General features: G+C 64.8%; 16 protein-coding genes and 1 tRNA gene. 10 read left to right on the top strand and 7 right to left on the bottom strand.

The genetic code is table 11. From position 1 onward, the window contains the following. The first annotated feature begins 54 nt into the window (after positions 1–54). Genes recC through recD form a run of 3 tightly spaced genes read left to right on the top strand, consistent with a single transcriptional unit; the run spans position 55 to position 9,070 of the window. Positions 55–3,468, top strand: coding sequence for an exodeoxyribonuclease V subunit gamma (gene recC / locus F2P44_RS08160; RefSeq protein WP_167086211.1), 3,414 nt, complete (start codon positions 55–57; stop codon positions 3,466–3,468). Then, complete coding sequence (gene recB, locus F2P44_RS08165; RefSeq protein ID WP_167086212.1) at positions 3,465–7,121, top strand: exodeoxyribonuclease V subunit beta; 3,657 nt, start codon at positions 3,465–3,467, stop codon at positions 7,119–7,121. Before recC ends, recB begins: the two co-directional genes overlap by 4 nt. After that, a complete protein-coding gene (gene recD, locus F2P44_RS08170; protein ID WP_167086213.1) occupies positions 7,118–9,070 on the top strand; it encodes an exodeoxyribonuclease V subunit alpha in 1,953 nt (650 codons plus the stop codon). The genes recB and recD overlap by 4 nt, the downstream gene beginning before the upstream one ends. 58 nt (positions 9,071–9,128) lie before the next feature. On the opposite strand, the gene F2P44_RS08175 is transcribed toward recD, so the two are convergent. Next, positions 9,129–10,142: a serine hydrolase gene (locus F2P44_RS08175; protein ID WP_167086214.1), complete on the bottom strand. Its 1,014-nt coding sequence runs from the start codon at positions 10,140–10,142 to the stop codon at positions 9,129–9,131. A gap of 332 nt (positions 10,143–10,474) precedes the next feature. After that, on the bottom strand, positions 10,475–11,491 hold the full coding sequence (locus F2P44_RS08180; protein WP_308610036.1) for a sulfate ABC transporter substrate-binding protein: 1,017 nt from the start codon (positions 11,489–11,491) through the stop codon (positions 10,475–10,477). 282 nt (positions 11,492–11,773) lie between these two features. On the opposite strand from F2P44_RS08180, the gene F2P44_RS08185 reads away from it, so the two are divergent. Both F2P44_RS08185 and F2P44_RS08190 read left to right on the top strand, forming a co-directional pair. Then, entirely contained in the window at positions 11,774–12,301 is a 528-nt protein-coding gene (locus F2P44_RS08185) for a GNAT family N-acetyltransferase (RefSeq protein WP_167086215.1), read from the top strand. 68 nt (positions 12,302–12,369) lie between these two features. Beyond that, the gene (locus tag F2P44_RS08190; protein WP_229423453.1) at positions 12,370–13,098 is read left to right on the top strand and encodes a YcbK family protein; all 729 of its coding nucleotides are present in this window, start codon (positions 12,370–12,372) and stop codon (positions 13,096–13,098) included. A gap of 102 nt (positions 13,099–13,200) precedes the next feature. Here F2P44_RS08190 and F2P44_RS08195 read toward each other — a convergent pair whose 3' ends face one another. The 4 genes from F2P44_RS08195 to F2P44_RS08210 all read right to left on the bottom strand — a co-directional run bounded on the left by F2P44_RS08195 (position 13,201) and on the right by F2P44_RS08210 (position 14,500). Then, entirely contained in the window at positions 13,201–13,497 is a 297-nt protein-coding gene (locus F2P44_RS08195) for a carboxypeptidase-like regulatory domain-containing protein (protein ID WP_167086216.1), read from the bottom strand. Positions 13,498–13,545: 48 nt separating this feature from the next. Next, positions 13,546–13,704 (bottom strand): hypothetical protein, encoded by a 159-nt coding sequence (locus tag F2P44_RS08200; protein ID WP_167086217.1) that lies wholly within the window; start codon positions 13,702–13,704, stop codon positions 13,546–13,548. A gap of 438 nt (positions 13,705–14,142) precedes the next feature. Next, positions 14,143–14,230: transfer RNA gene (locus F2P44_RS08205), tRNA-OTHER, on the bottom strand. Positions 14,231–14,293: 63 nt separating this feature from the next. Beyond that, positions 14,294–14,500: a DUF3460 family protein gene (locus F2P44_RS08210; protein WP_167086218.1), complete on the bottom strand. Its 207-nt coding sequence runs from the start codon at positions 14,498–14,500 to the stop codon at positions 14,294–14,296. A 114-nt stretch (positions 14,501–14,614) separates the two neighbouring features. Between F2P44_RS08210 and F2P44_RS08215 the strand changes: the two genes are divergently transcribed. The 4 genes from F2P44_RS08215 to F2P44_RS08230 all read left to right on the top strand — a co-directional run bounded on the left by F2P44_RS08215 (position 14,615) and on the right by F2P44_RS08230 (position 18,958). After that, on the top strand, positions 14,615–15,031 hold the full coding sequence (locus F2P44_RS08215) for a hypothetical protein (RefSeq protein WP_167086219.1): 417 nt from the start codon (positions 14,615–14,617) through the stop codon (positions 15,029–15,031). 33 nt (positions 15,032–15,064) lie between these two features. Beyond that, a complete protein-coding gene (locus F2P44_RS08220) occupies positions 15,065–15,874 on the top strand; it encodes a cystine ABC transporter substrate-binding protein (protein ID WP_167086220.1) in 810 nt (269 codons plus the stop codon). Positions 15,875–15,889: 15 nt separating this feature from the next. Next, the gene (locus F2P44_RS08225) at positions 15,890–16,555 is read left to right on the top strand and encodes an amino acid ABC transporter permease (RefSeq protein ID WP_167086361.1); all 666 of its coding nucleotides are present in this window, start codon (positions 15,890–15,892) and stop codon (positions 16,553–16,555) included. A gap of 165 nt (positions 16,556–16,720) precedes the next feature. Further along, complete coding sequence (locus F2P44_RS08230) at positions 16,721–18,958, top strand: putative bifunctional diguanylate cyclase/phosphodiesterase (protein ID WP_167086221.1); 2,238 nt, start codon at positions 16,721–16,723, stop codon at positions 18,956–18,958. A gap of 44 nt (positions 18,959–19,002) precedes the next feature. Here F2P44_RS08230 and F2P44_RS08235 read toward each other — a convergent pair whose 3' ends face one another. Continuing rightward, positions 19,003–20,679 (bottom strand): electron transfer flavoprotein-ubiquinone oxidoreductase, encoded by a 1,677-nt coding sequence (locus F2P44_RS08235; RefSeq protein ID WP_187363270.1) that lies wholly within the window; start codon positions 20,677–20,679, stop codon positions 19,003–19,005. 162 nt (positions 20,680–20,841) lie between these two features. Between F2P44_RS08235 and F2P44_RS08240 the strand changes: the two genes are divergently transcribed. After that, positions 20,842–21,618 (top strand): SDR family oxidoreductase, encoded by a 777-nt coding sequence (locus F2P44_RS08240; RefSeq protein WP_054263022.1) that lies wholly within the window; start codon positions 20,842–20,844, stop codon positions 21,616–21,618. Positions 21,619–22,109 lie beyond the last annotated feature (491 nt).

Genomic DNA, 22,109 nt, shown 5'->3' on the forward strand with positions numbered 1-22,109 from the left:
TAACGGCACGTATCACCCTACCGCACCCAGCCCAAAGCTAGTATGCTGTGCGCCATGTCTTCTCCCGTCACGCCCGGCCTCCTTATTCTTCATGGCAACCAGATGGAGCAATTGCGTGCCGCGCTCTTCGCCTGGCTGCGCAGCCACCCGCTCGACCCGCTCGAAACCGAAATCATCCTGGTGCAATCGAACGGCGTGGCCGAGTGGCTGAAAATCGCGCTGGCCGAGGAAATGGGCGTGTGCGCGGCCACCCGCGTGGCGCTGCCTGCGCGTTTTTTGTGGGAAGCCTACCGTGGCATGCTGGGACGCGAGCGCGTTCCGACCCGCTCCCCGTACGACAAGGGCCCGCTCACCTGGCGCCTGATGCGCCTCCTGCCGCATCTGCTGGCCGACCAGGCCTTCGCCCCGCTGCGCCATTTCCTGGGCGACGGCGACCCTGAACGGCGCCTGCAACTGGCCGAACGCCTGGCCGACCTGTACGACCAGTACCAGGTGTACCGTGCCGACTGGCTCGACGACTGGACGGCCGGGCGCGACCGCCTGCGCAATGCGCGCGGCGACCTGGTTCCCCTCGCGCCGGAGCAGCGCTGGCAAGCCTGCCTGTGGCGCGCCGTGAACGACAGCCTGCCGCCGCAGCTGCGCGACTCGGGCCGCGCCACCATCCACCAGCAGTTCGTGCGCGCCAGCGAGAGCGGCGAGGCGCCGGCCGGACGCCTGCCGCGCCGCGTGGTGCTGTTCGGGATGTCGGCGCTGCCGTACCAGACCTTGCAAGCCATCGCCTCGCTGTCGCACCATACCCAGGTGCTGCTGGCGGTGCCCAATCCCTGCCAGTTCTATTGGGGCGACATCATCGAAGGGCGCGAACTGCTCAAGGCCGCCCACAAACGCCAGCGCCAGCGCGGCGGCATCGACCTGTCCGGGGTGCCGCTCGAAGAACTGCACGCGCACAGCCATCCGCTGCTGGCCAGCTGGGGCAGGCAAGGGCGCGATTTCATCCGCATGCTCGACGAATTCGACACCGAATCGAGCGAGCGCGCCGACCAGCTGCGCATCGATCTCTTTAGCGACGGCGAAGGCGAGACCCTGCTGGCGCAGGTGCAGGCGGCCGTGCGCGACATGCTGCCGCTGCGCGAGCATCCCTGTGCCAGGGGGCTGGCGCAATCCGGCGCCGTTGCCAACCCTGCGCCACGCGACCGCTCCATCGAATTTCACGTCGCCCACAGCGTCCAGCGCGAAGTCGAGGTGCTGCACGACCAGTTGCTGTCGTGGTTCGGCGCGCCCGGCGCCAGGCTGCGCCCGCGCGACGTGGTCGTCATGGTGCCCGATATCGACACCTTCTCGGCCGCGATCCACGCCGTGTTCGACCAGCACAAGCGCAGCGACCCGCGCTTCATCCCGTTCGAGATTGGCGATGTGAAGGACCGCAGCGTCAATCCGCTGCTGGTGTCGCTCGAATGGCTACTGCGGCTGCCGCAGCAGCGCTGCCGCCAGAGCGAGGTGCGCGACCTGCTCGACGTGCCGGCGCTGGCTGCGCGCTTTGGCCTGAGCGAAGACGAACTGCCCACCCTGGGCAACTGGATCGAAGGCGCCAGCGTGCGCTGGGGCCTGGACCAGCAGCACCGCGACGGCCTCGGACTCGGTTCGGCGGGCGAGCAGAATGCCTGGATTTTTGGGGTGCGCCGCATGCTGCTCGGTTACGCCAGCGGCGCCGGCGGCAGCTTCCGCCAGATCGAGCCGTACGCCGAAGTGGGCGGGCTCGATGCCGCGCTGGCCGGCTCGCTGGCGCAACTGATCGAAACGCTGCTGGCCTGGCGCGCCACGCTGGCCGCATCGCGCACCCCGGCGCAGTGGGGCGAGCAGGCGCGCGCGCTGCTGGCGGCGTTTTTCGCCGCCACCGAGGAAGGCGACCGCCTGACCCTCGCGCAACTGCACGACGCCCTGCAAAGCTGGCTGGAGACCTGCGACAGCGCCGGCTTCGACGAGCAAGTGCCGCTGGCGGTGCTGCGCGAAGCGTGGCTGGGCGCCCTTGACGAGCCGACCCTGAACCACCAGTTCGTGTCAGGCGGCGTGACCTTCTGCACCCTGATGCCGATGCGCGCCGTGCCGTTTCGCGTGGTCTGCCTGCTCGGCATGAATGACGGCGACTTCCCGCGCCGCGCGCGCCAGGCCGACTTCGACTTGCTGGCGCTGCCCGGCATGGCGCGTCCGGGCGACCGGTCGCGGCGCGACGATGACCGCTATCTGATGTTAGAGGCCGTGCTGGCGGCGCGCGACAAGCTGTATGTGAGCTGGGTCGGGCGCAATGTGCGCGACAACAGCGAGCAGCCAGCCTCGGTGCTGGTATCGCAACTGCGCGACTACCTGGCCGAAGGCTGGGACCTGGACCTGGCCGCGATGACGACCGAACACGCGCTGCAGCCGTTCAGCCGGCGCTATTTCGAGCAGGGCGGCATGCTGACCTACGCGGCCGAATGGCGCGCCGCCCACGGCGCTGGCGACGCCCTGGATGACACCATGCTGCCGCCGTTCGAGCTGGAACCCGAGTACCGTCTGAAACTGGGCGAGCTGGCGAACTTTCTGCGCCAGCCGGCGCGCTATTTTTTCCGGCGCCGTCTCGGCGTGGCGTTCGGCGACGCCCAGGCCGTGGGTGAAGACGAGGAACCGTTCTCGCTCGACGCGCTGGAACGCTATTTTTTGGAGGATAGCCTGCTCGACGACGCCAGCACCCCCGAGGAACTGCACGAAGTGCGCGACAGCCTCGGTGCGCGCGCCGAACGCCTCAAACGCGAAGGCGTGCTGCCGATTGGCCTGGTCGGCAAGCAGTGGCAGGAGCAGCTGGTCGAGGGCCTGGTGCCGGTGCGCACCGCCTGGCTGACCCTGGGCGCGCGCTTCGATGCAGTGGCGCCCAAGCTGGCCGTGAGCCTCGACCTCAACGGCGTGCACCTCGAAGACTGGGTCGACAAACTGCGCAGCAACGCCAGCGAAACGGCCTGGCTGCTGCAAATTTCGTCGAAGGTACTCGATAAAAAAGGTGCACCGCGCGGCGACAAGCTGATCGCCCCGTGGCTGCGCCAGCTGGCTGCGGCGGCGGTCGGCCAGCCGGTCACCGGCTACCTGGTCGCGCGCGACGCCATCGTCATGCTGGCGCCGCTCGAACGCGAGGAGTCGCACGCGCAACTGGCCGGGCTGGTGGCGCTGTGGCGCCGCAACATGGATCAACCGCTGCCGGTGGCCTGCAAGACTGCGCTGGCCTTGTTGCAGCAGGGCGAGCCGCGCAGCACCTACGAAGGCGGCTTCGAGCTCTCGGGCGAAGTGCTGGACCAGTGCCTGGCGCGCCTGTGGCCCGATTTTTTGGCCCTCAATGCCAGTGGCGAGTTCCCGGCCATCGCCGAGGCGCTCTACGGCCCATTGGTGCGCTGGCTCGACCAGCACATCGAGATCGCCCCCATGGACACGGACGCGCCATGAGCCAGCTGCTCGACGCCCTGCATTTCCCGCTGTCCGGCACGCGCCTGATCGAGGCCAGCGCCGGCACCGGCAAGACCTGGACCATCGCCGCCCTGTACCTGCGCCTGGTGCTTGGCCACGGCGGCGAGAACGGCTTTGCGCGCGCACTGCTGCCGTCCGAAATCCTGGTGATGACGTTTACCCGCGCCGCCACCCGCGAGCTGTCGAACCGGGTGCGCGAGCGCCTGGTCGAAGCGGCGGGATTTTTCCGGGGCGAGCTGGAACTGGACGACCCATACCTGCACCAGCTGGCCGACGCCTGCGGCAGCGAGGGCGAACGCATGGTGGCCGCGCACCGCCTGATGCTGGCCGCCGACACCATGGACGAAGCGGCGATCTTCACCATCGACGCCTGGTGCCAGCGCATGCTGCGCGAGCACGCGTTCGACAGCGGCAGCCTGTTCGACGAAGAACTGGTCAGCGACGAACACGCGCTGTTCGAGGACGCCGCGCACGACTACTGGCGCCAGAACGTCTACCCGCTCGACAGCGGTGCGCTCGGCGCGCTGCTGGCGTGCTGGCCCGATGTGCGCGCGCTCAAGAACACGGTGCGCGACCTGGTGCGCCGGGTCGCGGTGCTGGGCGATCCGCCCGACGAATCGCTGGAAGAAGCCATCGACCGGGTCGAACGCACGCAGGCGGCCGCACTGGCCAAGCTGAAAGCCGGTTGGGCCGAGCGCGCCGACGCCATGGAGCAATGGATCGCCGCCCAGCGCGAGATGGCGCCCAAGTGCTTCAACGGGAACAAGCTGCGCGCCGATTCCCTGCTCAAATGGTTCGAGGCGCTGCGCACCTGGGCGCGCGCGTCCGCCATGCTGATGCCTGCCCTGACCGACACGGCCTGGCACCGCCTCACGCCGGACGGGATCACGGATGCCTTCAGCAAGGGCTTCAGCGTCGACATTGCGCCGTGCTTCGACGCCACCACCGACCTGTGGGAAGCGCTCAAGGCGATCGATCCGCTGGCGCACGCGCTGTACCGCCATGCCGCTTCGCATATCGCGCGCCGCATGATGGAACTGAAACGGCGCAAGCGCCAGTTCGGCTTTGCCGACATGCTCGAGCGCCTGAAAAGCGCGCTTGAAGGCGCCAATGGCGAAGCGCTGCGCCAGCGCATCGTCGACCAGTTTCCGGTGGCGATGGTCGACGAATTCCAGGATACCTCGCCCGACCAGTATGCGATCTTCAACTTGCTGTACCGGGTGGCCGACAACGACCCGTCGCGCGGCCTGTTCCTGATCGGCGATCCGAAGCAGTCGATCTACGGCTTTCGCGGCGCCGACATCCACAGCTATCTGGACGCGCGGAGTGCCACCGAAGGGCGCCACTACCAGCTCGGCACCAACTACCGCTCGACGGCGGCGCTGGTGGAAGCGGTCAACCAGCTGTTCCTGCACGCCGAAGGGCGCGATGGCCATCCCGGCTTTGCGGCCGGGGCTTTTCGCTTCCGCAAGGGTAGCGTCAATCCGCTGCCGTTCGACGCGGTGGCGGCAAAGGGACGCGCGCAGCAGCTGGTGGGCGTGGACGGACCGTACCAGGCGCTGGCCATTTGCAGCACCAGCCGCGACGACCTCAAGGCGGACGACTACCGCGAATTTTTTGCCCATCACAGCGCCGAGCATATCGTCGGCCTGCTGAACGACCCGCACGCGGGGTTCAATGAAAACGGCGTCTTCACGCGCCTGGTGCCGGCCGATATCGCCATCCTGGTGCGCGACCGGCGCGAAGCGACCGCGATCCGGCGCGCGCTGGCGCAGCGCAAGGTGCCCAGCGTGTACCTGTCCGACAAGGACTCGGTGATCGAGAGCGAGGAGGCCGCCGACGTGCTGCGCTGGCTGCAAGCGGTAGCCAATCCGCTCGATGGGGCGCTGGCGCGTGCGGCATTTGCCACCCGCACCTCCGGCCTTTCCTTGGGCGAACTGGCGCGCCTGTCGTCGGACGAACTGGCGTGGGAAGTGCGGGTCGAGCAGTTGAAGGGTTTGCACATCGTGTGGCAGCGCCAGGGCGTGCTGGCCATGCTGCGCCGCTTTATCCATGACATGCGGCTGCCCTCGGCGCTGCTGCGGCAGGCCGGCGGCGAGCGGCGCCTGACCAATCTGCTGCACCTGGCCGAACTGCTGCAAAGCGCCAGTAGCCAGCTCGAAGGCGAGCAAGCCCTGATCCGCTGGTTCGCCGAACAGCTGGCCGGGGTGGGCGAGGGCGGCGATGAACGGGTGCTGCGCCTGGAGAGCGACGCGGAGCTGGTCAAGGTGGTCACCGTGCACAAGTCCAAGGGGCTTGAATATCCGCTGGTGTACCTGCCGTTCGCGGTGACGGCGCGCACCACCGACCGGCGCAACCGCAGCTTTTTCGAATTCGTCGGGCGCGACGGCGTGCGCCGCATCGACCTAGCGCTGTCGGACGAAGCCTTGCATGCCGTCGACCGCGCGCGCATCGAGGAAGACTTGCGCCTGCTGTACGTGGCGCTGACGCGCGCGCGCCATTTCTTGTGGCTCGGCGTGGCTGCGGTCACTGCGCGCAAGGCGGGCGACAACAAGCTGCACGAGTCGGCGCTCGGCTACCTGCTGACGGGCGGGCAGCCGATTGGCGCGGCCGATATCGAGCCGTACTGGGAAAAGCTGCGCGCCGGCTCGCAGGCGATCGGCCTGCGCTCGCTCGATACGCCGCAAGGCATTACCATGCTGGCGCGCGACGAAGCGCAGCCCGCGCTGGTCGATGCCGCGCCCTTTGGCGGCAGTTTCGAGCGCAACTGGGCGGTCGGTTCCTTTACCTCGCTCACGCGCCAGACCAACGCGGCGCCGATGCGCGCACAGGAAGAAACCTTGTTCGACGAAGAGCAGCAACAGCAGCTCATGCAGCAAAACCTGCGCACCGACGACGCACCCTGGCACCGCTTCCCGCGCGGTTCCGTGCCCGGCAATTTTTTGCACGAGCAACTTGAGTGGATGGGGCAGGAGGGCTTTGCGATTGCCGAGGACGAGCAGTTCGCCGCGCGCCTTGGCCAGCGCTGCGAGCGCGCCGGCTGGGGCCACCGCCAGGATGATGCCGTGGCCTGGCTGCGCGCGGTGGCCACCACGCCGCTGCCGCACCTGGGCGTGCCGCTGGCCGCCATCGATCGCGTCATTCCTGAAATGGAGTTCTGGTTTCCCAGCGAGCAGTTGAACAGCGCAGCGCTCGACCGCCTGTGCGGTACGCACCTGCTCGGGAAGACGCCGCGCCCCTCGCTGCCCGAGCGCTACCTGCACGGCATGCTGAAAGGCTTTGCCGACCTGGTATTCGAACACGAAGGCCGCTACTGGGTGATCGATTACAAGTCGAACGCGCTCGGCACCGGCGACGCCGCCTACGGCAAGGCCGCGATGGCGGCCGGGATGGCGCTGCACCGCTACGATATCCAGGGCGCGATCTACATGCTGGCCCTGCATCGCTTGCTCAAGAGCCGCCTGGGCGAAGCCTACGATCCGGCGCGCCAGCTGGGCGGCGCGATTTTCCTGTTCCTGCGCGGGATCGCCAACGCCGGCACGCGCGGCTGCTACCTGCTCGAACCGGACCTGGTATTGCTCGACGGCCTCGATGCGCTGCTCGGCGTCGCGCCCTCGCGGGAGGATGCATGAAGCGCGTCGCCTCGCGCGCCGCCTCGCCCGCCGCCTCGCTCGACGCCCTGTGGGTGCAGGTCGCCATGCTGACCGAAGATGGCCAGCTGCGGCGCCTGTCCGGCACCTTTGCGCGCTTCGTCGGCTCGCTCGGCAGCGCCACGCCGGCGCTGATGCTGGCCTGCGTGCTGCTGTCGGAACTGGAAGGGCGCGGCCACAGCTGCCTGATGCTCGACCAGCTGGCGCTGGACCCGGCCGCGCTGATGGCATGGGACAAGGAGCAGTGGGATGCGCTGGCGCGCTCGGCCGGCGCCCTGCCCAGGAACCGCAAGGGCTGGATCGACCAGCTGACCGCGTCCGACCAGGTGTGGCATGTGGGCGACCTCGATTTCGACCAGCCGCTGGTGCTTGACGGCGAGCGCCTGTACCTGCGCCGCTACTGGCGCGACGAAACCCTGGTCGCGCACACGATCCGCGCGCGCGCCGAACAGGTGCGCGAGGTCGACGCGCCGGCGGTGCGCATCTGGCTCGACATCCTGTTCGCGTCGGAGCGCCGCACCAAGGGGCCGGACTGGCAAAAGCTGGCCTGCGCCATCGCGCTGCGCGGCTCGATCGCGATCATCACCGGTGGGCCGGGGACCGGCAAGACCTACACCGTGGCGCGCCTGCTTGCGCTGCTGTTCGCGGTGGCGCCGGACGCGGGACGGCAGCGCATCGCGCTGGCCGCGCCGACCGGCAAGGCGGCGGCGCGCCTGAAGCAATCGATCGACAAGGCCTTGACCGAACTGGCCGACAAGGTCGGCACCACGCTGCCGCTGCGCGACCTGACGGCGCGCATGGGGGCGGCGCGCACCTTGCATAGTTTGCTGGGAGCGCGGCCCGACACCCGTACCTTCGCGCACAACAAGGGCAATCCGCTCGACATCGACGTGCTCATTGTCGACGAAGCGTCGATGGTGCACCTGGAGATGATGGCCTCCTTGCTGGACGCGCTGCCGGTGGGCGCGACCTTGATCCTGCTGGGCGACAAAGACCAGCTGGCGTCGGTGGAGGCGGGGGCGGTGCTGGGTGACCTGTGCCGCGATGCGCAGGCGGGCGGGTATTCGGCGGCCACGATGGCGTATGCCCTGGCGGCCAGCGGCGAGACCATTCCGGCCGACTATGGCGGCGCCGGCGGGGCGCTGGCGCAGCAGACCGTGATGCTGCGCAGCAGCCGCCGTTTCAGTGGGCCGATCGGGCAACTGGCGCTGGCGGTGAACGCCGGCGACGTCGCGCGCGCCGAGGGAGTGCTGCGCGCTGGCGACGGCACGGTGCGCTGGATCGAGCATGGGCACCAGCAGCATGTGGTGCAACTGGCGTTCGATGGCTACGCGCCGTATCTCTCGCTCATGGGCGAGGGCGATGGCGGCCAGGCGCACGAGACCTGGGTGCGCGCGGTGCTGCATCGCTTCGAGGCGTTCCGGGTGTTGTGCGCGGTGCGCGAGGGCGAGTGGGGCGTGGGCGGCTTGAATGACGCGATCGAGCAGCGGCTGGACGGGGCAGGGTTGATCCGGCGCCGTGGCGAGTGGTATGTGGGGCGGCCGGTGATGATCACCCGGAACGACTACGGCACCGGCGTGTTCAATGGCGACATCGGGCTGACCTTGGGCGATCCGGCGCGTCCGGGCTCGTTGCGCGTGTATTTCCTGGAGGGGGACAAGGTGCGCAGTGTGCTGGCCACGCGCTTGCGGCATGTGGAGACGGCGTTCGCGATGACGGTACACAAATCGCAGGGATCGGAATTTGCGCACACGGTGCTGGTGCTGCCGCGCGAACGCGGGGCGGTGATCGCGCGCGAGCTGATTTATACGGGGATCACGCGGGCCAGTGCGCAGTTTACGCTGGTGTCGCCGCTGGCGGCGATCCTGGGCGAGTCGATTGCGCAGCGCACCCAGAGGGCGAGCGGTTTGCGGGAGATGATTGCGGGGTGAGGAACACCGTCGTTTCCGCCAATGGTGGAAGCGACGGAAACGACGGGAGCTGCGTTTTTTACGCGCGGCGGTGGCGGTAGATGACCGGCTTGTTCTGCTTGAGCTTCACGCGGCTGTGCAGCCCCGCTTTGACCACCGGACCATGGGCGGCGGTGACGATCACAGGATGGTGGCGTCCACGGCCACGCAAGCTGGCCTTGATCACCGGCGCACGCGCCGCCGACGCCACGATCACCGGCTGCGCGCGCTGGCGCACCGGTGCACGGGCGATCACCGGCGCTTCGTCGCCGGCAATGAAGCGGCGGATGCTGAGCGCGTCCAGGATCCGGGTCGAACTGGCCTTGGCATTGAGTAGCACCAGGGTCGCATTCTTGCCCGCCGATTTGATCTTCATGATCAGGCAGCGGCCCGCTTCTTCCGTGTAGCCGGTCTTCGACAGGCCGATTTCCCAGCCCTTGGCGCCGACCAGGCGGTTGGTGTTGCGGTACTCGACCTCGCGGCCGCTGATATTGATCGTGTCGCTCGACTCGGTCGTGATGCGCGCGATTTCCGGGTAGGCCGATGCCGCCCTGGCCATCTTGACCAGGTCCGATGCCGTCGACTTGTTGTTCGGCGACAGGCCGGTCGGCTCTTCGATCACGGTCTGCGTCATGCCCAGCGCGGCCACCTTGGCGCGCACCGCCGACTTGAACGCCACCACGCCACCCGGATAGGTGCGGCCCAGGGACGCCGCGGCGCGGTTGTCGGAGCTCATCAATGCCAGTGCGAGCACGTCGTGGCGGCTGATCACGGCGCCCACCGGCACGCGCGAGGTGCTGTGCTTGAGCACGTCAACGTCGCGCTGGTCGATGGCGATCTGCTCGTTCATGTCCTGTTTGGCGTCGAGCACGACCATGGCGGTCATCAGCTTGGTCAGCGAGGCGATCGAGACCACCTGGTTGGCATTCTTTTCGAGGAGGATCTTGCCGGTGTCGTCCTCGATCACCAGTACCGATTGCGATCCGAACGGCACGGCCAGGGCGGCCGTGGCGGACATCGACATCAATAGGGTGACAAGCAATTTCTTGATCATGTGGTTGGTCTTTGCAGTTGGGCTGGGTCAATGGCGGCGCGGGGAGCGCGGCAGCTGCTGAGTGGGTTAATTCTATACGGCAACTACTATAGGGGCACGATAGCATCAAAGGCGCGGCCATGTCTAGCGTGCATGAGGCAAAACGAGCTCAAGCGCAATAAACACCTTAATAAAGTGGCGTAAGTCCCTGAATTATTTCAGGAAAGTAAAGTTTCTCGTGCGCTACTTGGGTGGCGGAAATGCTATGGGCGGATGCCGTGCGGGCAGGAAAAAGGAGGGGGGCTGGAGGAATGGCCGCTTGCGCGTGGAGGGCGCAAGCGGCGCGGGCAGGACTATTTCACCTGGTAGATCTTGTCGAATTCGCCACCGTCGTCGAAGTGTTTTTTCTGCGCCTGTTTCCAGCCGCCGAAGACCTCGTCGACCGTGAACAGCGCGATCGGCTTGTAGTTGCCGGCAAATTTCTTGGCCACCGTTTCCGAGCGCGGGCGCAGGAAGTGCTTGGCGCCGATGGTCTGGCCGGCATCGGAGTAGAGGAAGTTCAGGTAGGCGGTGGCCTGCTTGCGCACGCCGCGCTTGTCGACCACCTTGTCGACCACCGCCACCGGCGACTCGGCCAGGATCGACACGGCCGGATAGACGACCTCGAAGTTCTCGCCGAATTCGCTGCGCACCATCTGCACTTCGCTCTCGAAGGTCACCAGGGCGTCGCCGATGTCGCGCTGGGTGAAGGTGGTGGTGGCCGCGCGGCCGCCGCCATCGAGCACCGGCACGTTCTTGAAGATGCGCGCAACCAGCTCGCGCGCCTGGGCTTCGGTGCCGCCTTTCTTGATCACGGAACCCCATGCGGCCAGATAGGTGTAGCGGCCATTGCCGGCTGTTTTCGGGTTGGGGATGACCACCTTGGTGCCGGGCTTGGCCAGGTCGTCCCAGGTCTTGATCTGTTTAGGGTTGCCTTTGCGCACCAAAAAAATCATGGTGGAATAGAAGGGCGCCGCATTGTGGGGAAACTTCTTGGCCCAGCCGGCCGCCACCACCCCACGGTCGGCCAGCATGTCGATGTCGTTGGCCTGGTTCATCGTCACCACCGATGCTTCGAGCCCGTCCGCCACCGAGCGCGCCTGCTTGCTCGAACCGCCGTGCGACTGGTTGATGGTGATGGTTTCGCCCGTGTTTTTCTTCCATTCTGCAATAAAAGCCGGATTGATTTCCTTGTACAGCTCGCGCGCCACGTCGTACGAGACGTTGAGCAGCTGGGCCTCGGCGGCGCTGGCGCCGAGCGGCAGGAGGGCCATGGCGGCGGCCAGCGACAGGATTGCCCGGCGGGTACGCAAATTGCATGTTGTTTTCATGGTGTTCTCTTGGGCTTTCTATTGTAGGAACCGAGACGCATGGTCTAAAATCCGCAGCCAAAACGGAAGGATTGTTTTGTCATATGCTTAGACGGGGCCGTGCGGATAGTGTCGCATAAGCTTCCTTGATTTTCTTCGTTGGCAGGGGCTGCCGGGCGGCGTAGGCTGGTCGGGCTGGGCAAATTCGCAACAAGCGGGGATGTCCGTTCTTGGTATAGTCGGGTTGTGCTTGAACTGCGGCAACACCATTTTATTGTTTGTTATTGCTTATCGTGATCGCACATGGGTATTGAGATTCGCATTGCTGTGCCAGAAGACGCGTTTGCCGCGTGTGACGTCTTGCGCCGCTCGATCACCGAGTGCTGCGTGGCCGATCACCGGCACGATCCGGAGGCGCTGACGGCGTGGCTGGGCAACAAGACGCCGCAAAATGTGGCCACCTGGTTCGTCTCACCGGCCAACCATGCCCTGGTCGCGGAGCGCGATGGCGCGGTGGTGGGCGTGGCCCTGCTGACCCAGGCCGGCAAATTGTCGCTGTGCTATGTCTTGCCCGAAGCGCTGTACAGCGGCGTCGGCAAGGCGCTCCTGCGCGGGGTGGAAGCCCAGGCGCGCGCCTGGGGCGTGAGCGTGCTGCGCCTGAACAGCACCATCACCGCCAGCAAGTTCTACGAACGCAACGGCTACATCCTCGCGGGCAAGGAAAAAAGTTGTTACGGACTGGAGTGCGACTTCTTCTGGAAGAAATTGAACGCCTGCGAGACCATCGATCCCAGCCCGCGTAAGCGTTTTTGCAACTGTACCGGGCAATAATGCACGTGCGCCCTGTGCGCGCGGCAAGCTTGCGCTATAGTGTGCGCCTTGTTTACTAAGTATTCGTCATGGCCACGCGCAGAGATTTTCTACATCAAGGCTTATGCCTGTCCACCATGGGCATGATTTCGGTTCCGCTGATCGGTTGCGGCAGTGCCAGCGCGGCACCGGCGGACAAGTCCCGGCGGCCGGTCCAGGTCGCTAAGGCGGGCAAGCCGGCGCCGGCAGTACGGGCGGCGGCACCGTCCGCGCCGGCCCCGGAAACCGAGCTGGCGCCCCCTCCCGATATTTTCGACGCGCAAGCGCTGGACCTCGATTTCTGGCTCAAGCCGCGCGTGCTGACGCTGACGCGTCCGCAAAGCGGCGAAAAAACCAAGGTGCTGTACTGGAAGGATGGCCAGGTCATCGATGCGGCCTACCAGGAACTGTGCCATTTGATGCGTGACGTCAACGGCAAGGAAACGGCACCGATCGATCCCAAGCTATTTGAAACGCTGTGGGGCACGCAGGCATTCATCGCGCGCTACGGCATCGAGCAACCGCTGGAAATCCTGTCCGGCTTTCGCACCACCAAATCGAATGACAAGCTGCGCGAAGCGGGCGTGCCGGCGGCGCGCCAGTCCCTGCATATCGAAGGCAAGGCGGCCGATATCCGTATCGCCAACCTGAATGCCGAGGTGCTCGGCGGGCTGGTGCGCAGTTTTCGCCAGGGCGGGGTAGGGTATTACTACCGTTCCGGGCCGCGCGGCGGCTGGATTCATGCCGATACCGGGCTCAAGCGTACCTGGAAGGGCTAGGCGCCGCACGGGATGTGCAAGCGCCTGGGTCGGTGTCACTGCGTATTGTTCATTGACGCGTGATCGATGGACCCGGCATTGCCTGCCGGGTCCGCGCAAGGATTACAGTGAATTCAACATGACCGTCTTGGTCTCGCCTGGCTTGACTTCGTGCTCCGCGGCTAACACGCCGCCCTGGATGCCGTGGTAGGCCACATCCCACGTCAGTTCGGTACGCAGGTAGTACGAGCCGGCCGGCAGCTTCGAAAATTTGAAGCGGCCGTCGGCATCGGCGGTGACGCTGCGGCGGGCACTGGTGAAGCCTTCCGACGGCGGCAGGGACAGACGGTATTTCCACGTGCGACCCGCTTGCTTCCAGCAGTTGCTGCTGGTTGTGGTGACCGGATCGAGGGTGACCATTCTTCCCGCTGCCTTGACAGTGCCGCCATTCTTTTGCACCAGGAAGGCCTAGCCGCTGATTTCCGACGTGCCGTCGACCAGATACGGCGCGTAGTCGCTTTCCGACGTCTCGTTGTAGGCGGGATAGACCGGCATCCGGATGTTGTTGCGGTTTGCGCATCCTGCCGATAATGCTAAAAAGACGAATGACAAGACTGTTTTTTTCATTGTTCGCGCTCAGTTTTCGAGATTGACGTGCACTTGTTTGAATCCGTGTGGCACGTCAAGTGGTGATTCTATCAAAGTTTCCGCCAGAAAATTGCCGAAATTGAGCAAGAAGGGTCTTCGGCCGACGGAGTCCCGGAGCCGCCGGCGGGCGTCGTTGGCCGCGCCGGGGGCACTCATCGGAACGTTGCAGGGCTGCGCGCTAGCTGACGAGGTCAGCGGTCTTCTGGTCCTGGCGTCGGTTGGTCATGGCATATCCTCCTGCCGAGACGCTACACAATCTTATTCCATGAATTTTGAGCATTCTCAAGCTGACCAAACGGCCAAAAAAATTGGCGATAATTTGGCGAAAATGGCGACTTTTTGACACCTTGCTGGACCGAACAATTTTGCTAACTCGTTGAATTAACTCGGTCTAGCGAAGGCTGGGGACGTCTATTCTGGTGCGTGGTCCAGGAATCGAACCTGGTTATCAGTCATTCGGTCTGAGACACTCCTGACTGGGCTTTACCAAATAAGCGAACCGCGCAACTTCATGATACCGTGAAAATTCCAAATTGCAATAAATATTTGCGTGTACCAATGATGCAGTCTAATCGTACACATACGGCTTGACCGGCAGCTCGTTCTTGCGCTGCTTGTCGAGCTCATCCAGATCGACGCGGTGATCCCACCAGATATCCCAGCCGCGCCGGCGATCTTCCTCCACCTCAGGATGCTGCGCCAGGAAACCGTGCATGAACTCCTCGAATTCGGACCGGTAGCCATCGCCCGGCCGGTGATATTTCGTGTGCTTCATCGTCCCCCCTCCCGTTAACGCTACTATGACCTCCCGCGCGCGCAGCGGTTCCATGTACGCGCGCCTGAAAATGCCGTACGATACGCGCCGTTAAACGCTTACTCTCAGGACGCAATGAACTCAGAAACACCCGCGCCCGCGCCGCGCTTTCGCCCGCGCCCCTGGACCGCACTCGAAACGCCGCAAGACGTCGAACTGTGGATCGACGAGCACAACCAAAGCCTGACCGAACACATCGCCCCGCACGAAACTGGCTACGGCGTCTGCTTCACCCTGGCCGAGGGCGGCAATATTTATATGCAGACCAGCGCCGACGCCGTCATCCTCGACGTCGACGACGATGCCGCCTGGATCGCGCCCCTGATCATGGCCGCCACCGGCGTCGAGGCGCCGCAGGGCCAATTGTGGGTGCTGCCGGACGATAAACTGGTGCAGCTCATCATCGGACTGTCGACCCTGGTCGCCAGCACGACCCTGGTGGTCGGCCATAATTTTGGCGGACGCCACCGTAAGGCCAGCTATTCGCGCTAAACTGCTTTTCTATTCCATAACATTCCACACTCCATGCCTATCCAGCCCCGTCGCCGCCTGACCCTGACCCTGACCCTTGGACTGATCGGCGCCGCCCTGGCCATGCCGGCCGCCAGCGCCGACCTGCTCACCAGCGCCAAGGCGCGCGGCACGCTGAAAATTGCGATGGAAGGCACGTATCCGCCATTCAATTTCAAGGACTTGAAGACCAACCAGCTGGCCGGCTACGACGTCGATGTCGCCACCTTGCTGGCGGCACGGCTGGGCTTGAAACCCGAATTCATCACCACCGAGTGGAGCGCCATCCTGGCCGGGCTGGCCGCCGGCAAGTTCGATGTGGTCGTCAGCCAGGTGGGCATCAACCCCAAGCGCGAGCAAACCTTCGATTTTTCCGAGCCTTACACCTATTCGAATCCGCAACTGATCGTGCGCAAGAACGACAAGGCGACGTACGCCACCCTGGCCGACCTCAAGGGCAAGAAACTCGGCGTGGGGCAGGGCAGCGTGTACGAACAGCAGGCCAAGGCCGTGCCCGGCGTCGACGTGCGCAGCTATCCGGCCGCGCCGGAAACGCTGCAAGACCTGGCCTTCGGCCGCATCGACGCCGCCCTCAACGACAGCCTGATGGTGGCTTACCTGCTCAATCACTCCAAGCTGCCGATCCAGGCCGGCGCGCGCGTCGGCAATGTCGAGCGGATGGGCATTCCTGTCCGCAAAGGCAATCCCGAACTCAAGGCTGCGTTGAACCGCGCGCTGGCCGAGGCCCAGGCCGACGGCAGCCTCAAGACAATCTCGCTCAAATGGTTCGGTAGCGACGTCAGCCGCCCGGCCGCGCAGCCCTGATCCGGGCCGGTGCCGATGGATTGGAGCGCGCTGGCCGAACTCTTGCGCGATGCCGCGCCCTCGATGCTCAAGGGCACCGGCTATACGGTGATCTTTGCGCTGGCCTCGATGGTCGGCGGGCTGGCGCTGGGCTTTCCCACGGCACTGATGCGCCTGTCGCGCTGGAAACTGGTGCGCGCGCCGGCCGAACTGTATGTGAGCGCGATGCGCGGCACGCCCCTGCTGGTGCAGCTGTACGTCATCTATTACTGGCTGCCCAGCATCGGCATCGACTTCCCGCCGGTGGTGGCCGGCGTGCTGGCGCTGTCGCTCAATGCCGGCGCCTTCCTCTCGGAGAGCTTGCGCGGCGCCGTGCTGGGCGTGAGCCAGGGCCAGTGGCGCGCCAGCTTCAGCCTGGGCCTGGGTTACTGGGCCACCCTGTACCACGTGGTGCTGCCGCAAGCGCTGCGCGTGGCCGTGCCGTCGATGAGCAATACCCTCATCAGCCTGATCAAGGATACCTCGCTGGTCTCGGTCGTCACCATTAGCGAGCTGATGCTTGCGACCAAGGAAGCGGTCGCCGGCAGCGCCAATCCCTTGCCGCTGTATATGACCGCAGCCCTGATCTACTGGTGCCTGAGCCTGCTGTTCGAGGCGCTGCAGCGCTATCTTGAACGGCGCCTGAACCGCGCGCACCACTAGCCGTGTTCGCCGCCTTCGCGCAATCTGCGGCACCATCGGTGGTGGCGCTCGACATGGCGCCCGCGCCCATGCTAGTCTTGTGAACAGTGCTTCCATCTCCGTTGTGCGCCAGCGCGTGCCGGTGTGGCAGGTGTCCGCTGGCGTGTGCAATGTGTGCGAGGTGAGATGGACAACGATCACGATCCGGCAGCACAGGGTGGTTCAGCGCAGGCACATGCCCGCCGCGCCGATCACGCCTTGCCCGGCGGCGCCTTTGCCTTCGACCCGGGCCAGCCAGCCCCCTTGCCCGCGCTGGCCCGCAGCGACTTGCCGGCCCCCTCCACCGACAGCAGCGGCGTCACCCTCGAACGCCTGCACGACGAGCAAGACCTGGCGCGCGCCGGCGACCTGTATCTGCTGGCCCCCGTCGGCTACTTCCTGCTGGCCTTCGACAGCACCGTTCTTCAAGTAAATCTAGTCGGCGCCACCATGCTGGGCGTGGCGCGCGCCCATCCCGGGCTGCACCATTTCCGCACTTTCGTGGTGCCCGCCTTCCTGCCCGACTTCGACGGCTTTTTCGCCCGCGCCCTCAACAGCGACAGCGCTGAAACCTGCCGCGTGCGCTTGCGAACGCCGGACGCGGGCGGGGGCGACGTCACCCTGCGTGGCAGCGCCGACGGCAGCGGCCAGGCTTGCCGCCTGCTGGTCGAGCGCGCCGAAGGCAGGCTGGCCGCGCTCGAACGCAGCGAAGAGCGCTTTCGCCGCATCGTCCACAGCGCCGGCGAGGGCATCTGGGAGATCGATGCCGCTGCCAACACCACTTTCGTCAACCCGCGCATGGCCCAGATCCTCGGCTACAGCATCGAAGAGATGCTGGCCCGCCCGCTGCTCTCGTTCATGGACAACGACGGCATCGCCATGCTCGCCCGATGCGGCGCCGGGCACGCCCACGGCCCGCCCATCGCCCAGGAATACCGCTTCATCGGCAAGGATGGCAGGGTGGTCTGGACCTCCATCTCGAGCAGTCCCATCCTCGACGCCGACGGCGCCTGCCTGGGCGTGCTGGCGCTGGTCACCGATATCACCGAGCACAAGCAATCAACCGAGCTGATCTGGCACCAGGCCAACTACGACACGCTCACCGGGCTGCCCAACCGCCACATGTTCATGGACCGGCTGCGCCACGAGACGCGCAAGGCCGACCGCGGCGCCGCTTTCCTGGCGCTGCTGTTCATCGACCTCGACCACTTCAAGGCGATCAACGACCGCTTGGGCCATGCGCGCGGCGACCTGGTGCTGATGGAAGCGAGCCGCCGCATCGCCAGCTGCGTGCGTTCCAGCGATACCCTGGCACGGCTGGGCGGCGACGAATTCACCATCATCCTGGCAGGGCTCGACCATATCGGCAGCGTCGAGCGCATTGCCCACGCCATCATCGCGGCGCTGGCCTTGCCGTTCGACCTGGACGGCGAACTTGCCTTTGTGTCGGCCAGCATCGGTATCGCCCTCTACCCGCCCGACGCGCGCGACATCGACCAGCTGGTCGAGCGCGCCGACCGCGCCATGGTCGCCGCGAAAAACGCGGGCGGCCATCAGTTCAGCTATTTCACGCCCGACCTGCAACACGCTGCCCAGGCGCGCCAGAGCATTGCCGCCGACCTGCGCGCGGCCATCGCGCTGCGCCAGTTCGAGATCGTGTACCAGCCCATTGTCTCGCTGCAAACGGGCGCCGTGCACAAGGCCGAGGCGCTGCTGCGCTGGCGCCATCCGACCCGCGGTTTGCTGGGACCGGCCGAATTCATCCCGTTTGCCGAGTCGAACGGGCTCATCGTCGAGATCGGCGACTGGGTGTTTCGCGAAGTGGCGCAGCAGGTCCAGCGCTGGCAGCGCAGCATCGACCCCGCGTTCCAGGTCAGCGTCAACAAGTCGCCGGTGCAGTTCCGGCGCGATGCCGACCTGTACCTGAGCTGGCTCGACTACCTCAACGAGCTGGGCCTGCCGGCGCACAGCATCGTCATCGAAATTACCGAGGGCGTGCTGTTCGAAGGGGCGGACCAGGTCATCGAGCGCTTGCGCCAGTTCCGCGCCATGGGGCTGCAAGTGGCGCTGGACGACTTCGGCACCGGCTATTCCTCGCTGTCGCACCTGAAGCGCTTCGATATCGATTACGTGAAGATCGACCACTCCTTCGTGGCCACGCTGGAAAACGATGTGGACGACCTGGCGCTGTGCGAAGCCATTATTGCCATGGCGCACAAGCTGGGGCTGAAAGTGGTGGCGGAAGGGGTGGAGACCAAGGTGCAGCGCGCGCTGCTGGTCGATGCCGGCTGCGACTTCGCGCAGGGTTATGTGTTTGCCAAGCCGATGCCGGCGCAGGAATTTGAAGCGATGGCCCTTGCGGGCATGCCGCGCTTGCCGCATTGAAGATCGACGCCGGTCCCGCCCTGGGCGGAACCGGCGCATGGGGCTTACATCCCCGGGTAATTCGGCCCGCCGCCGCCTTCCGGCGTCACCCACACGATATTCTGGGTCGGATCCTTGATATCGCAGGTCTTGCAATGCACGCAGTTCTGGGCATTGATCTGCAGGCGGTCCTTGCCCTCGTCGGTCTTGACGAACTCATACACGCCGGCCGGGCAGTAGCGCGACTCCGGCCCGGCATACTGCGCCAGGTTGACCGACACCGGAATGCTGTCATTCTTGAGCGTCAGGTGAATCGGCTGGTCTTCCGCATGGTTGGTGTTTGAAATAAACACCGACGACAGGCGGTCGAAGGTCAGCTTGCCATCCGGCTTCGGATACGCGATCGGCGCATAGTTTGCCGCCGGTTTCAGGCATTCGTGGTCGCCGTAATCGCGGTGCAGGGTCCAGGGCGCCTTGCCACGCAAAATCAGCTGGTCGATGCCGGTCATGATCGAGCCCAGGTACAGGCCCTTCGACAGCCACGGCTTGACATTGCGCGCCACGTGCAATTCCTCGTGCAGCCAGGATTGCTCGAACGCGGCCGGGAAGCTCGACAGTTCGTCGTGCTGGCGCTGCTCGCCCAGCGCCGCGAAAGCCGATTCGGCCGCCAGCATGCCGGTCTTGATCGCCGCATGGCTGCCCTTGATGCGGCTCATGTTCAGGAAACCCGCCTCGCAGCCGATCAGCGCGCCGCCCGGGAACACCAGCTTCGGCAAGGCTTGCAGGCCGCCGGCCGTGATCGCGCGCGCGCCGTAGGAAATGCGCTTGCCGCCTTCGAAAAAGGTGCGGATTTCCGGGTGCGTCTTGTAGCGCTGGAATTCTTCATACGGCGACAGATACGGATTCTCGTACGACAGGCCGATCACATAGCCCACCATGACCTGGTTGTTTTCCATGTGGTACAGGAACGAACCGCCATAGGTATCCGAGGTGAGCGGCCAGCCGGTGGTGTGGATGACCAGGCCCGGCTTGTGCTTGGCCGGATCGATTTCCCACAATTCCTTGATGCCGATGCTGTACGACTGCGGGTCCTTGCCCTTGTTCAGGTCGTACTTGACCATCAGTTGCTTGCCGAGGTGGCCGCGCGAACCTTCGGCGAACAAGGTGTACTTGGCATGGAGTTCCATGCCGAGCTGAAAGGCTGGCGTCGGCTTGCCATGGCGGTCCACGCCCATATTGCCGGTCGCCACGCCCTTGACCGAGCCATCCTCGTTGTACAGGATTTCCGCGGCAGCGAAGCCGGGGAAGATTTCCACGCCGAGCGCTTCGGCCTGCTGTCCCATCCAGCGCACCACATTGCCCAGCGAAATCACGTAATTGCCGTGGTTTTCGAAGCAGGCCGGGGTCACGAAGCCGGGTGCCTGGTAAGCCTTGTTTTCGGTCAGGAACAGGATGCGGTCTTCGGTCACGGCGGTATTCAGCGGTGCGCCGAGTTCCTTCCAGTTCGGAATCAGTTCAGTCAGGGCGCGCGGGTCCATCACGGCGCCGGACAGGATGTGTGCGCCAATTTCGCCGCCTTTTTCCAGCACGCAAACGGACACTTCCTGGCCTTTGTCGGCCGCCATTTGTTTCAGGCGGATGGCGGCGGACAAGCCGGCAGGGCCTCCGCCGACGACGACAACGTCGTACTCCATCGCTTCGCGCGGACCGTATTGTTCGAGGATATTGATAGGCTCTGTCATGGTCTCTTCATGGGATAGAAAAATTTAAGCACGAGTGTGCGGCTTTTTGTCGAGGATTGCAACTTTGGCGCCATTTTACGGACAATATTAGACGCTGCCATCTAATACTGGCAATTTGTGACATCATTATGCTTTCGCAAGACCACCGCACAGGAGCCGATCGTGGGTATTGAAGTAAATTTCGAAGGAAAAATCGCACTGATCACCGGCGCATCGAGCGGCCTGGGCGCGCGTTTCGCCAAGGCCCTGGCCGGTGCCGGTGCTCAGGTCGTGCTGGCTTCGCGCCGTACCGACCGCCTGAAAGAGTTGCGCGCCGAAATCGAAGCCGACGGCGGCGCCGCCCATGTGGTGTCCCTCGACGTGACCGACCTGGCCAGCATCAAGTCGGCCATCGCGCACGCCGAAACCGAAGCCGGCCCGATCGATATTTTGGTGAACAACTCGGGCGTCTCGACCACCCAGCGCCTGATCGACGTGACGCCGGAAGATTACTCCTACGTCATGGATACCAATTTGCGCGGCGCCTTTTTCGTGGCCCAGCAAGCGGCCAAGCGCATGATCCAGCGCGCCAAGGGCGATCCGAAAAAACAGCATCGTATTATCAACATTGCCTCCGTTGCCGGCCTGCGCGTACTGCCGCAAATCGGGGTGTATTGCATGAGCAAGGCCGGTGTGGTGCAAATGACCAAGGCGATGGCGGTGGAGTGGGGCAAATATGGCATCAATGTCAATGCGATTTGTCCTGGTTATATATCCACTGAAATCAATGAAGAGTACTTCGCCACCGAACAAGGCCAGAAACTGATCGACATGCTGCCGCGCAAGCGCCCGGGCAAACCGGAAGACCTGGATGGCTTGCTGCTGTTGCTCGCGGCCGAAGAAAGCCACTTCATCAACGGCGCCATCATCACCGCCGATGATGGTATGACAGCGCAGTAATGTAAAAGTTCGTCGCCGGCGCTGATTGCTCGCTTGCCTGGCCAGCGTCGGGCCGCTAACACGAGCAATTGCAAAACCGGCACAGGCCCGGTTTTGCATTGAAAGCCAACATCCCGCCGCTATTCCCGCTCCCTCCTGTTTCTCCGCGACACGATGGGTTGCCGGCATCGGCTATCGGCGCTATCGCCGAGCGTCGCATTTATTGCTCCCAAATCCCCTTGAATACACATTTTCTGTTGTTTATCAGATATTTATTTGCATAAAATCCCGTAACAGTGGGACAATTCGCAGTTCTGTTGCTTGCCGCTACTATAGTTTCTCGAATGGAAGTATTCCTCTAGGAGCCAGCAATACCGGCAGTTTATAATTCAGGCTGTATGTACCTTAGAGAAATTAGCACCAAATGCGAGTAGACGGCCTGAAGTTTTCTATTGCTGCGCACACAGCGTGGGCGCCCGGGCTGGCAACGGCCGAGGCCTGGGCCGGATGGG

The sequence above is a fragment of the Massilia frigida genome (assembly GCF_011682175.1).
Lineage (GTDB): Bacteria > Pseudomonadota > Gammaproteobacteria > Burkholderiales > Burkholderiaceae_D > Telluria_A > Telluria_A frigida.

Coding starts and splice junctions, on each gene's coding strand:
- F2P44_RS08215 (WP_167086219.1), top strand. CDS start 14,615: ATGAACTCAGAAACACCCGCGCCCGCGCCGCGCTTTCGCCCGCGCCCC.
- F2P44_RS08175 (WP_167086214.1), bottom strand. CDS start 10,142: ATGATCAAGAAATTGCTTGTCACCCTATTGATGTCGATGTCCGCCACG.
- recC (WP_167086211.1), top strand. CDS start 55: ATGTCTTCTCCCGTCACGCCCGGCCTCCTTATTCTTCATGGCAACCAG.
- F2P44_RS08225 (WP_167086361.1), top strand. CDS start 15,890: ATGGATTGGAGCGCGCTGGCCGAACTCTTGCGCGATGCCGCGCCCTCG.
- F2P44_RS08230 (WP_167086221.1), top strand. CDS start 16,721: ATGGACAACGATCACGATCCGGCAGCACAGGGTGGTTCAGCGCAGGCA.
- F2P44_RS08190 (WP_229423453.1), top strand. CDS start 12,370: ATGGCCACGCGCAGAGATTTTCTACATCAAGGCTTATGCCTGTCCACC.
- F2P44_RS08180 (WP_308610036.1), bottom strand. CDS start 11,491: ATGAAAACAACATGCAATTTGCGTACCCGCCGGGCAATCCTGTCGCTG.
- F2P44_RS08235 (WP_187363270.1), bottom strand. CDS start 20,679: ATGACAGAGCCTATCAATATCCTCGAACAATACGGTCCGCGCGAAGCG.
- F2P44_RS08195 (WP_167086216.1), bottom strand. CDS start 13,497: ATGGTCACCCTCGATCCGGTCACCACAACCAGCAGCAACTGCTGGAAG.
- F2P44_RS08185 (WP_167086215.1), top strand. CDS start 11,774: ATGGGTATTGAGATTCGCATTGCTGTGCCAGAAGACGCGTTTGCCGCG.
- recD (WP_167086213.1), top strand. CDS start 7,118: ATGAAGCGCGTCGCCTCGCGCGCCGCCTCGCCCGCCGCCTCGCTCGAC.
- F2P44_RS08220 (WP_167086220.1), top strand. CDS start 15,065: ATGCCTATCCAGCCCCGTCGCCGCCTGACCCTGACCCTGACCCTTGGA.
- F2P44_RS08210 (WP_167086218.1), bottom strand. CDS start 14,500: ATGAAGCACACGAAATATCACCGGCCGGGCGATGGCTACCGGTCCGAA.
- F2P44_RS08200 (WP_167086217.1), bottom strand. CDS start 13,704: ATGAAAAAAACAGTCTTGTCATTCGTCTTTTTAGCATTATCGGCAGGA.
- recB (WP_167086212.1), top strand. CDS start 3,465: ATGAGCCAGCTGCTCGACGCCCTGCATTTCCCGCTGTCCGGCACGCGC.